The 11,288-nt window shown below is 66.2% G+C and carries 9 protein-coding genes; 5 read left to right on the forward strand and 4 right to left on the reverse strand.

Annotated features, from left to right (window positions below):
- Positions 1-59: 59 nt before the first annotated feature.
- A complete protein-coding gene (locus ACW170_RS10480) occupies positions 60-1,346 on the reverse strand; it encodes a DUF5690 family protein (protein ID WP_492086632.1) in 1,287 nt (428 codons plus the stop codon).
- A gap of 74 nt (positions 1,347-1,420) precedes the next feature.
- Here ACW170_RS10480 and ACW170_RS10485 point away from each other — a divergent pair, with 74 nt between their 5' ends.
- Positions 1,421-2,554 carry a TIGR03364 family FAD-dependent oxidoreductase gene (locus ACW170_RS10485; RefSeq protein WP_492086633.1) on the forward strand — a complete coding sequence of 378 codons (1,134 nt, stop codon included), beginning with the start codon at positions 1,421-1,423 and terminating at the stop codon, positions 2,552-2,554.
- Positions 2,551-3,354 carry a phosphonoacetaldehyde hydrolase gene (gene phnX, locus ACW170_RS10490; protein WP_492086634.1) on the forward strand — a complete coding sequence of 268 codons (804 nt, stop codon included), beginning with the start codon at positions 2,551-2,553 and terminating at the stop codon, positions 3,352-3,354. Before ACW170_RS10485 ends, phnX begins: the two co-directional genes overlap by 4 nt.
- On the opposite strand, the gene ACW170_RS10495 is transcribed toward phnX, so the two are convergent.
- Positions 3,351-3,920 carry a phosphonate degradation HD-domain oxygenase gene (locus ACW170_RS10495; RefSeq protein WP_492086635.1) on the reverse strand — a complete coding sequence of 190 codons (570 nt, stop codon included), beginning with the start codon at positions 3,918-3,920 and terminating at the stop codon, positions 3,351-3,353. The genes phnX and ACW170_RS10495 overlap by 4 nt on opposite strands.
- 102 nt (positions 3,921-4,022) lie before the next feature.
- Entirely contained in the window at positions 4,023-5,675 is a 1,653-nt protein-coding gene (locus ACW170_RS10500; protein WP_492086636.1) for an alkaline phosphatase family protein, read from the reverse strand.
- Between the two features lie 215 nt (positions 5,676-5,890).
- On the opposite strand from ACW170_RS10500, the gene ACW170_RS10505 reads away from it, so the two are divergent.
- Complete coding sequence (locus ACW170_RS10505; protein WP_492086637.1) at positions 5,891-6,628, forward strand: UTRA domain-containing protein; 738 nt, start codon at positions 5,891-5,893, stop codon at positions 6,626-6,628.
- Here the strand turns inward: ACW170_RS10505 and ACW170_RS10510 are convergent, their stop codons facing one another.
- A complete protein-coding gene (locus ACW170_RS10510) occupies positions 6,629-7,429 on the reverse strand; it encodes a DeoR/GlpR family DNA-binding transcription regulator (protein ID WP_492086638.1) in 801 nt (266 codons plus the stop codon).
- Positions 7,430-7,788: 359 nt separating this feature from the next.
- On the opposite strand from ACW170_RS10510, the gene ACW170_RS10515 reads away from it, so the two are divergent.
- Both ACW170_RS10515 and ACW170_RS10520 read left to right on the forward strand, forming a co-directional pair.
- On the forward strand, positions 7,789-10,575 hold the full coding sequence (locus ACW170_RS10515; RefSeq protein ID WP_492086639.1) for a TonB-dependent receptor: 2,787 nt from the start codon (positions 7,789-7,791) through the stop codon (positions 10,573-10,575).
- Positions 10,576-10,647: 72 nt separating this feature from the next.
- On the forward strand, positions 10,648-11,286 hold the full coding sequence (locus ACW170_RS10520) for a sulfotransferase family 2 domain-containing protein (RefSeq protein ID WP_492086640.1): 639 nt from the start codon (positions 10,648-10,650) through the stop codon (positions 11,284-11,286).
- Positions 11,287-11,288 lie beyond the last annotated feature (2 nt).

The following is an 11,288-nucleotide window of genomic DNA, read 5'->3' on the forward strand; positions in this document are numbered from 1 at the left end:
ACGGCTTGTTTGCGGGGGCATTCTTCTGCGGCAGTGTAAAGTCTGACGTCGCTTACGCTCTAGGCGCTTTGCACGCCCCGCCTCCGACCGCGCAAGAACAGCGCCGCCGCCACGGCGACTAAAACCATGCCGATGATGCTGGTGGCGTAGGCGGCGGTGATGAAGAAGGGCAGCCAGGGCAGGTCGATGGCGGCGAAGTTGCGGACCAGCAGCAGGGCGACGCTGCCCATATAGCCCGAGGCGTCGGCGACATAGATCAGGAAGCCGGCGGTGGCCACCGTGCCCGTATAGGCGATCATACGGTCGAACAGCATGGCGTTGAACGGGGTGTAGGCCAGGTACAGGCCGGCGCCGCTGGCGATCATCCAGGCGATCGGCGACAGCAGGTGCTGCTGGAAGGCCAGGGTCGATAGGCCCATGATCGCGAAGCCCGCCAGGATCACCCCGTGGATCAGCAGCAGGGCCCGGCCGTTGTTCTTGACCAGAATCAGCAGGCCCATCGTCACCAGGGACAGGGCGGCCACGGGGCCTTCGCTGGCGGTGAAGACATCGGCGGCGTCGCCGTAACCCAGGGCGCGCCAGATCTCGGCGGCGAAATTGTCGCGGAGGTCGCGGAAGGCGGTCAGGGCGACATAGGCAGAGACCAGAAGCAGCAGGGCCGGCCAGTGGGCCGCGAGGAAGGCGGTGCGCTCCCTGGCCATCATAGGGCGGCGGGCGACGCGTTCGGCCTCGTCGGCGGCGCTGGGCGGGGGCAGGGCGGCCAGCGCCAGGACAGAAATCGCCAGCAGGGGCATGAAGACGACGCCGGTCGCCGCCGGCATCCAGAAGGGGCTGACGCTGGCGGTGTCCATAAGGGCCTTGCCCACCGACTTCACCACCCCAGACGATAGAATGAAGCTGGCGCACAGTATGGCCCCCAGGACCTCGCTGGTGCGCCGCCCTTCCATGAAACCGAACACCAGGCCCCAGATCAGGCCCAGCGGCAGGCCGTTCAGGAACAGGGCGGCGACGTTCCAGGGCGCGGGGACGACGGCGAACAGCACCAGCGCCAGCCACGAAATTCCGATCAGGATCAAGATGGCGATCGCCCGCCGTTCCGGCCGCATTTCTGCGATCAGCTTGACCCCCGCCAACTTGGACAGGGCGTAGCCAGCGACCTGGGCGATGACCAGGGCCACCTTGTAGTCCAGGGCGAAGTCCCAGCCCGCGACGACGTCGAAGGTGGCCGCCGTGAAGGGTTTGCGGAAGGCGTACATCGAGAAATAGGCGCAGAAGCCCGCCAGGCCCGCGAACAGGACGAAGGCGACGGGATGCGCCCGCGCCAGCCAAAGCCGTAGCCGATCCATCACGTGTCTTGCCCCTGTTGCATGCGCGTGGTCTAGACCAGACGTACGACGGCTGGATGACGGAGCGGCGGGCAGTGAAGACGGTTTACGACGTGGCTGTGGTGGGGGCGGGGATCGTGGGCCTGGCCGCCGCCCTGGCCGCCGCGCGGCGCGGGCTGTCGGTCGTGGTGATCGACCGCGACGCCCAGGCGAACGGGGCCTCGATCCGCAATTTCGGCTTTATCACCGTGACGGGCCAGCCGCGCGGTGTGATCTGGGAACGGGCGGTGCGGAGCCGCGACGTCTGGGACGAGGTCGTGGGCGAGGCCGGGATCGGGGTGGTGCAGCGGGGGCTGTGGATGTCCGTGCGCCGGCCCGAATCCCTGGCGGTGCTGGAGGCCTTTCTCGAGACGGAAATGGGGGAGGGGTGCCGGCTGCTGACGCCGCAGGCGGCGCGCGAGCGGGCGCCGGAGGTGGTCGGCGATCAGACCGTCGGGGTGTTGTGGAGCGCGCATGAACGGCGGGTGGATTCTCGGACCGCCATTCCGCGCCTGGCCGACTGGCTGGCGGCGCGCTTTGGGGTCGTCTTCATGCGACAGACGGCGGTCCATGCGGTCGAGCCGCCGCGCATCGTCACCGCGAGGGGCGTGGTCGAGGCGGAGGCGGTGGTGGTCTGTCCCGGCGACGATCTGGTCAGCCTCTATCCCGAATATCTGGCGGATACGGGACTGGAACGTTGCAAGTTGCAGATGATGCGGCTGGCGGCGCCGGGGTTCGCCCTGCCGGCCCCGGTGATGTCGGATCTGGGGCTGGTGCGCTACGGCGGCTATGCGGACCTGCCGCAGGCCGCCGCCCTGCGCGCGCGGCTGGAGACGGAGCAGGGCGAGGCCTTGGCCAACGGGGTGCATCTGATCGCGGTTCAGGACGCCGACGGCGCCCTGGTGGTCGGTGACAGCCATCACGACGCCGACACGCCCGATCCCTTCGCCAGCGAGGCGGTCGAGCGGCTGATCCTGGACGAATGGCGCGCCGCCACGGGCCGGGCGGCGCCGGCGGTGCTGGATCGTTGGGTCGGCACCTATGCGAAGGGCGCGAGCGGCAGTTTGATCGCCGCGCCCCATCCCCGCGTCCGACTGGCGGTGGTCACCGCCGGCAACGGCGCCTCCACCGCCTTCGCCTTCGCCGAGGAGGCGATCGCCGATCTTTTCGAGGAGACCCCCCGGTCATGACCCGTATTCGCGACTGTTTCGACATGGTGGTGTTCGACTGGGCCGGAACCATGGTCGATTTCGGCAGCCGGGCTCCGGTCCTGGCTTTGGTCGAGGCCTTCGCCGCCCTGGGGGTGACGGTCTCGGAGACGGAGGCGCGCAAGGACATGGGACGGGCCAAGGCCGACCATGTGCGCGCCCTGTTCGAACAGGCCGACGTCGCCCAGGCCTGGCGCGCGGCCCAGGGCGGTGAGCCCGATTCGGCGGCGGTCGATAAAGTCATGGCCGCGCTGGAGGCGCCGATGATCCGACTGGCGCAGGAGACGGCGGCCCTGATCCCGGGGGCGGCGGACACGGTCGCATGGCTGCGCGCCGAGGGGCTGAAGATTGGGTCCTGCACCGGCTATACGCGGGCGATGATGCAGGCCGTGCTGTCGCGCGCGGCGCAGCAGGGATACGCCCCGGACACGGTGGTCTGCGCGCACGAGACGCCGCAGGGACGGCCGTCGCCGCAGATGCTCTACAAGGCCTGTCTGGATCTGGACGTCTGGCCCCTGTCGCGGGTGGTCAAGGTCGACGACGCGGAGGTGGGGATGGCCGAGGGGCGCAACGCCGGCTGTTTCACCGTCGGGGTGGCCGCCTCGGGCAATATGGTCGGGCTGAGCGAGCAGGCGCTGGCGGGGTTGCCGCCGGAGGCGCGGGCGGCGTTGATGGCCGAGGCGTCCGAGCGGCTCTATGCGGCGGGCGCCGATCTGGTGATCGATACGGTCGCGGATCTGGTCCCGGCGCTGGAGGCCGAGGCGGCCCGGCGCGCTGCCTAGGCTGACCGCACGGCCAGCGCCGTCAGCATGTCCTTGTAGGCGGACAGGGGGGCGATGACGGCCCCTTCGGTCTTGCCCATCTCGTCGTAGCGACGCAGGCGGATGGCCGTGTCGAAATGGGGATGGGTGCGGAAGACGGCGGCCTCGTCTTCGTTCATGGGGCCGCCCTGGAGATGTAGGCTCTGGAGGGAGGCCGGGCTGAGAGCCGCAGCATAGCCGGGCTCGGTGGTGGCCAGATAGCGTTTGGCCTCGACGTGCAGCCGCACCGGTTCCGAAACCTCGGGCGCGAAGGTTTGGGCCAGCCAGGCGGCGCCGATCCGCTCGTGCACGGCGTCGATGCCGCGATCGGCGGCGTCCTGTCCGTGTTTCTGCAGCAGGTGGCCGATGTCATGCAGGAGGGCGGCGGCGACGAGAGTGTCCGCTTCCCCGGCTTCGCGGGCGTGGTGCGCCGTCTGAAGGGCGTGATCCAGCTGGGTCACGGCCTCGCCGTAGTGGTCGCCGCCCATCCGCTCAAACAGGTCGAAGATGGTCGTGACGAAATCTTCGGAAGACGCAGGGCGGGGCATGGGGCGCTCGAGGAGTGTTTTCTGGTCTATACCAAGAAGGTCTGGGTGCGGGTAGCCTGGTGATCGAGCGGGGCCGTCCCGCTCGATCACTGGCTTATGCCCTCAGCGCGGGATCAGCCGGTTCGGATCGATGAACTGGCGCGGAATGCCCGGACCTTCGAAATAGGCGCCCAGCCAGGCGCCGCCGCCGCCGTTGAACCATTCGACGCGAATGGCGTGCTTGCCGGGTTCGAGGCGGATCGTGCCGGCGGCGGTGATCACGCCGTGATCGCCGTCATTGTCCACGACCGTCTTGCCGTCGATGTAAAGCTTGCTGCCGTCGTCCGACGCGGTCGAGAAGCCGTATTCGCCGGCGGTGTCGATCTGGATCTGGCCTTCGAAGACCACGGCGACGGCGTCTTCGCGCGGCAGGGTCAGGCCGTCGACCGTGATCTCATGCGCCTTGCCGGAACCGACCGGCGTCAGGCGGGAGAAGTCGGGCAGCCGCACCGGGGCATCGGGCAGCAGATAGACGCTGTAGGTCACCCCCCGGCTCGCAGCGATGCGCGGGTCCAGGACGCGGAAATAGCCGACCGACGGGACGCTGGCCGGCTTGCCGTCAACGAAGACCGTGGCCCGGACGATGGTGTTGCGCGCGATCTCGACTGGAGCCGTGTAGAGCGGCGAGGCGGGGGTCGGGATGGTGTTGTCGAGGGTGTAGCGGACCTCGCCGACCGTATTGGGGTTCTGCAGGCTCATGCGGGCCGGGCCGTCGATGAACAGGCCGCCGGGCGGGGTGTTGCCCGATCCGGCCGGCAGGATGGCCGGGGGGGCGTAGAAGCTGCTGGTGCGATAGGCCTGGACCGGCATGGCCTCGCCCTGAAGGATCGGACGCACCGGACGGCCCAGCCAGGCGTAGGGGATGTCGGCCCCCAGCAGCCAGGCGACTGTCGCCCCCGTGTCGAAGGTGTTGATGGGCAGGTCCAGTTCGACGCCCGGCTTCACCCCCTCCCCATAGGCGATCCAGGGGATTTCCAGCTCGGCCAGGCTTTCGCCGCCATGGCCCTTGCCGACACCGCCGTGATCGGAGGTCACCAGAATGACCGTGTCTTCGGCGATTCCGGCCTCCACCGTCGCCTGGCGGATCCGGCCGATCAGGGCGTCGGCCTTGGTGACCGCTTCATAATAGTGGGGCGTGCCGTGGCCGTCGGCGTGTCCGGCGTGATCGACGTGGTCCAGGTGGATGAAGAGGAAGTCCGGACGCCGGGCCTTGATATAATCGACGGCCAGGTCGGTGGTCCTGTCCTCGTCCGCGCCATGGGCGTCATAGTCGACGAAGCGGTGGTCGTAGAGACGGCCGAAGCCGTCCCAGTTGTAAATGGAGCCGATCTCTAACCCGGGGTTCTGATCGGTCAGGATCTGGAAGATCGAGGGGAAGAAGCCGCCGGAGCCGGTGACCGAGGTGGGGAAGTTGAACTCGCCCACCTGCCAGTCGTTGCTGGTCACGCCATGCTGCTCGGGACCGGCGCCGGTGATCATTGAAGCCCAGTTCGCGCCGCTGGTGGTCGGCAGGACGCCGCGGGCGTGCAGGCTCCAGCTGCCCTTGGCCATCATCTCGTCGAGGACGGGGGTGTCGGCCTTGATCACGCCGTTGGGGCTGAGGCCGTCGACGCCGATGATGATCACATGGCCGGCGCGGCGGGGCTCGGCGTGGGCGGGCGCGGCGGCGACGAGGGCGCCCGCAAATAGGGGCAGGCAGAGGAAGGGCGTGCGCATGGAAGAGCTCCTGAAGACAGGGCGGGGCCAGGCCGGGGAGGGTCGCCGTGATCTTCCCGACCGTCCGCGCCGCATTTGCGATGAGGGCGTGACTGGTCCATACCAGATGGAAGGCCGGTGTTTGGCGAAGCTTTCGTGAAATGGCGGGCTTCAAGAGCGCGCTTGGTGGTAATCGTCTGTCGTCGGATAAACGGCTCGACCAGTCAGGGACCTGTATGACGAACATCGCGCCCGATCAGAGGTCGGACGGCCTCCACTACCTCGACATGCGGGACCGCGTGGCGGGCCGCATCGCGTCAGGCGAGTTGAAGCCCACCGACAAGCTGCCGTCCGAGCGACAGTTGCAGGAGGAGATGGGGCTGGCGCGCGGCACCGTCCGCGAGGGGCTGTTCCAGCTGGAGGCCGAGGGGCTAATCTACCGCCGGGACCGCAGCGGCTGGTATGTGTCGCCGCCGCCGGTGGTCTATGATCCGACGCGCTGGGAAGGCTTCATCTCCTATGTGGAGGCCCAGGGTCGGGTCCCGGCGACAGAGACCATGTCCGCCGAGACCATCGTGGCCGATCCCTTGCTGGCCGAGGTGTTCGGGCGACCGGCGGGCGCACCGTTGCACATGATCCGGCGCCGACGCCATGTGGATGGACGGGCCGTCCTGGTCGAGCAGATCGTGGTCGATGCGGCCCTGACGCCCGACCTATTGCGCTTTTCGTTCGACCAATCGCTGACCGAAATACTGAAGAGCGCATACGGACTGTCGGTCGCGCGCAATCGGGTCAGCATGCAGCCGTGCGCCTTGACCGGCTATGAGGCCGAGGTTCTGGGGGCGAAGTCCGGTCTGCCGGGGCTGGCTGTGCAGCGCACCAGCTATGACGCCCAGGGACGGGTGGTTGAGTTCGACCGCGAGCACTGGCGCCATGACGCCGTGCGGATCAGCGTGGACACGCGGGTGCGCTGACTAGGCCGGATCTGCGACGTGCAGCCGAGTGTCCCACTGGGCCGCAACACGGGAGAGGGCGCTGGATGGGGGCAGGTCCGTCACCAGGTCCTGAACGTCGCGGAACGATGCGACCTGGATGAAGCCGGACTTGGCGAACTTGGTGTGATCGGCCAGGACGACGATGCGGCGCGCCTGTTCCAGCAGGCTCTGTTTGAACGAGGCCTCGTCGGCGTCGAAGTCGAGGAAGCCCCGGTCCGCGTCCACGGCGCCCATCGACAGGACGGTCAGGTCGGGGGCGAAGCGGCGGCAAAAGGACTTGGCTTCCGGCCCGAAGGCGGCGTTGTGGACCGGATTGACCTGGCCGCCCGCCAGCAGAAGGCGCTGGCCGGGATTGCCCAGGACCTCGTGGGCGATCTCGACGCTGTTGGTGACGATGGTCAGGTTGCGCACCGAGGCCAGGGCGCGAGCGAGCCAATGGCAGGTGGTGCCGGAATCGAGCAGCAGGGTCATGCCCTCGGTGACAAGGCTGGCGGCCTTCTGGGCGATCTTCTGCTTGGCCTCGGCGTTCTCGCGCAGGCGGATGCGATAGGGCGCCTCGATCAGATTATTGGTGGAGGAGAGGCCGCCGTGCACCTTTTGCAAGACGCCGCTGCGCTCCAACTGGCGGGCGTCGCGACGGATCGTCTCCTCCGACACCTCGAACCGGCCGGCGAGCTCGGAGACCGTCCAGAACGCCTTCTCCTCCATCAGCTGGAGGATCTCGGCCAGGCGGGCCCCTTGGCTGAGGTGTTTAGAGTCTTTGAGGAGGGCGGCGCTCATGGTCGATCCCCTTTATCAACGCCAAATCCCACACACAACCACATAATTCGCCTTAAGGCTCTCATATGAATGGCGTTATGACGCCTCGATCGTTTCGTTCCGGGTACGGTATAAAAGGCTGAAACCAAACGGACGTTGAGCGTATAGATTGATAAGAAACAGGTTTTTCAGCGGATAGGGTGGGTGGGGCAATGGCGTGAAATTCCCACACGGAACCACATAATTCAACATAATTCCCTCAAACCGTCACATGACTGAAACGCCCGCGACCTAATGAGGCCGGACTTGGCGGCGCCGGTCAGAACGGCCGCGTCGGACCGAGCCGCTTGGTTCACACCAGTTTGTCGGGGGACACGATTATGTCGAAGCAATATCCCGTTCGGGGCATGGGCCCGAACCTCAAGAAGGTGCTGTTGGCGACGGTGTCGGCGGCGGTCGCCGGCGTCAGCGCGTCTGCAGCCTTCGCCCAGGAGGCGCCGGCCGCCGAGGTGGACGAAGTCATCGTCACCGGTTTCCGCAAGTCGCTGAGCGACGCACGCGCGATCAAGCAGGACTCGGTCATCCAGGTCGACGCCATCGTGGCCGAGGACATGGCCAAGTTCCCGGACCTCAATCTGGCGGAGTCGCTGCAACGCCTGCCCGGCGTGCAGATCAACCGTGAAGCGGGCGAGGGCCGTCGGATATCGCTGCGGGGTCTCGGTCCGGACTTTGCCCGGGTTCAGCTGAACGGCATGGAAGTGCTGGGGAACGTCGACTCGGCTCAGGACAGCCGCGGCCAGCGCTCGCGCGACCGCGCGTTCGATTTCAACATCTTCGCCTCGGAACTGTTCTCGCGGGTCGAGGTTGAGAAGACCTTTGAAGCGGCGCAGAAAGAGGGTGGCATGGCCGGCACGGTCGGCCTGTTCACCGGCAAGCCCTTTGATTACGGCACGGGCGCCGACGGCGCTCTGTCATTGAAGGTCGGGACCAACGAATATACCGAGGACACCCAGCCGCGCATCGCCGCCCTGTTCACCCAGAACTGGGACAATGTGTTCGGCGTCTCCTTCTCGGCCGCCTACAGCAAGCGCGAGACGACGGAGCAGGGGCACAACACCTATAACTACTCCAAGCCGAGCGCCGCGACGCTGCAGGGCTTGGTGACCAAGGGCTTGAACATCTCCGGCCTGTCCGCCGCCGAGCAGGCCAAGTTCCTGTCCGGCGATCTGTATTTCGCCGACGGCAACCGCATCTCGTCCTGGAACGCCGAGCAAGAGCGGCTGGGTCTGACGGCGGCGGTTCAGTGGCGTCCGATGGACGGCATGGAGCTGACCCTGGACGTCCTGCACGGTGAGTTCACGACGCGCCGTGACGAGTATCACCTCGCCACCCGTCCTCTGTCCTCGACGGGCTCGGTCGCCTTCGACACCGCTGCGGGCGGCGTCTGGCCGTCGATCTTCCAGTCGGCTTCGGTCATCAATGACTTGACCTGGGACAGCGACAACTACGTCACCATGACCGACGTCACGGGCACGACCTTCGGCAGCGAGCATCGCCGGTCGCTGAACGAGAACGAGTTCAACCAGGTTGCGCTGACCGGCGAGTGGGAGATGTCGGACCGTCTGAAGTTCGACGGTCACGTGGGTTGGGAAAAGTCGACCTATGACACGCCGTATGACGACAAGCTGTATATGCGCGCCAAAGGCAATCTGATCGCCAACTATGGCGAGAACGGCCAGTCCGCCTCGTTCGAATATCCGAACTGGGACCCGACCAATCCGGCCAACTACGCGATGGACTCGTTCTACTACCGCGCCTTCAGCAATGAATCGGAACTGCACGAGGGTGAGCTGAACGCGCGGTACGAACTGAACGATACCTGGACGCTGCGCGCCGGCGTCGCCTACCACAAGTTCCGTCAGGAAGGCATCGACATCTTTTACGACGACAACGTCAACGGCACGCGGTCGAAGATGCGCGGCACGGCCGCCAACGACGTCACCTCGGTGTTCACCAACGCTTTCGGATCGTGGCTGGTCGGGGACTACGACAAGGCCTTCGCCAAGTACAACGAGTACCACCGTCTGGAGCCGAACAAGGACGGCACCGGCGGCGCGCTGCAGGACATCGAGAACGTCTACGAGACGACCGAAGAGACCCTGTCGGGCTTTGTTCAGGCTGACTGGGACAGCGATCTGGCCGGGCGGCGCTTCCGAGGCAATATCGGCCTGCGCGGCTACAAAACCGACACCCACAGCACCGGCTGGATCCAGGGGGACAGCTACGCTTATCTGGGCACGACCGACGTTGAGGGCGGCTATGACGGCGTTCTGCCGGCCATGAACTCGGTCCTGGAAGTGACGCCGGAACTGCTGGTCCGCTTCTCCGCGACCCAGAATCTGAACCGTCCGGGCCTCAGCTCAATGGCGGCGGAAGGCAGCGCCTTCCAGGATCCGGACTCCGGCGAGATCACCGCGTCGCGCGGCAACCCGAACCTGGAGCCGTACAAGGACACCACCCTGGACTTCGCCGTCGAATACTATTTCGGCGATGTGGGCCTGATGTCGGCCAGCGTCTTCCACAAGGACATCAAGAACTTCATCGGATCGGTGACGCTTGAGAACGTCCCGTTCAGCGAGACGGGCGTGCCCTTCTCGACGATACCCGGCGCGACGGCCTCGACGATTGTCACCGAGTTCTCAATGCCGGTGAACGTGGAAGGCAAAAAGCAGCTGACCGGTCTGGAACTGGCCGCGCAAAGCCAGCTGTCCTTCTTGCCGGCGCCGTTCGACAATCTGGGCGTTGTCGCGAACTACACCTATGTGGACGCCGACGACGCGCTGACCGGCATCTCCAAGACCAGCTACAACGCCACGGTCTACTACGAGACGGACAACTGGGGCGCGCGTGCTTCGCTGAACCACCGTGACAAGTGGTATTCGGGTCGCAACGACAGCGTCATGAGCGCCAGCACGCGCGGCTTCGAGGGCGGCACCTATGTCGACGCCGCAGCCTTCTTCAACATCACCGAGTCGCTGCAGCTGACGCTGGACGCGGTCAATCTGACGAACGAAAAGGACACCCAGTTCTGGGGTCAGAACGAGTACCTGTACAATCAGAACCAGAGCGGAACGACCTATACGGCCGGCCTGACCTACAAGTTCTGATCCGAGGCTTAGACTAGGCTGGGCGCTCCGCTCCCGTAGGGGGCGGGGCGCCCTTTTCTGGATTCCAGAAGCATGATCGTTTCCCACCGCCACCGGTTCATCTTCGCCGCCGTGCCCAAGACCGGCACCCATGCCGTGCGCCGCGCCCTGCGCGAGGATATGGGGGATGAGGACCTGGAACAGGTGGGGTTGTTCATCGACAAGCGCTTTCCCTGGGAAGATCTGGCGGCGATCCGCCACGGCCACCTGTCCTTGCGGCAAATCCGGCCCTACGTCGGCGAAGAGGCCTTCGCCGACTATTTCAAGTTCGCCTTCGTGCGCAATCCGTTCGACCGTTTCGTCTCCTACTGCGCCTTCATGCTGCGGGACGGCGACGTCTTCCAGCGCCGCCCGCGCGACGTGATGCGACACTTCCTGTTCCAGCAGCCGCCGGAGCAGCACATCCTGTTTCAGCCCCAGTCCTCCCTGCTGGTGGACGAGGACGGCAAGACCCTGCTGACCGATCAGTTCGGGCGGGTGGAGGAGATGCAGGCGTCGTATGACGCCCTGTGCGCTCGTATCGGCATTCCCTCGCGCCCGTTGGATCGCGTGAACGGCACCCGTCGTGAGGAGTATCGGATCTATTATGATCAGGAACTGATCGACGGCGTCGCGGCCCGCTATGCCCAGGACATCGACCTGTTCGGCTATTCGTTCGAAGGGCTGAGGTGATC

This window comes from Brevundimonas sp. FV2ps16 (assembly GCF_058681075.1).

Excerpts from the sequence above, each read along its gene's own strand:
- ACW170_RS10480 (WP_492086632.1), bottom strand. The coding sequence starts at position 1,346 with ATGGATCGGCTACGGCTTTGGCTGGCGCGGGCGCATCCCGTCGCCTTC.
- phnX (WP_492086634.1), top strand. The coding sequence starts at position 2,551 with ATGACCCGTATTCGCGACTGTTTCGACATGGTGGTGTTCGACTGGGCC.
- ACW170_RS10495 (WP_492086635.1), bottom strand. The coding sequence starts at position 3,920 with ATGCCCCGCCCTGCGTCTTCCGAAGATTTCGTCACGACCATCTTCGAC.
- ACW170_RS10500 (WP_492086636.1), bottom strand. The coding sequence starts at position 5,675 with ATGCGCACGCCCTTCCTCTGCCTGCCCCTATTTGCGGGCGCCCTCGTC.
- ACW170_RS10505 (WP_492086637.1), top strand. The coding sequence starts at position 5,891 with ATGACGAACATCGCGCCCGATCAGAGGTCGGACGGCCTCCACTACCTC.
- ACW170_RS10510 (WP_492086638.1), bottom strand. The coding sequence starts at position 7,429 with ATGAGCGCCGCCCTCCTCAAAGACTCTAAACACCTCAGCCAAGGGGCC.
- ACW170_RS10515 (WP_492086639.1), top strand. The coding sequence starts at position 7,789 with ATGTCGAAGCAATATCCCGTTCGGGGCATGGGCCCGAACCTCAAGAAG.
- ACW170_RS10520 (WP_492086640.1), top strand. The coding sequence starts at position 10,648 with ATGATCGTTTCCCACCGCCACCGGTTCATCTTCGCCGCCGTGCCCAAG.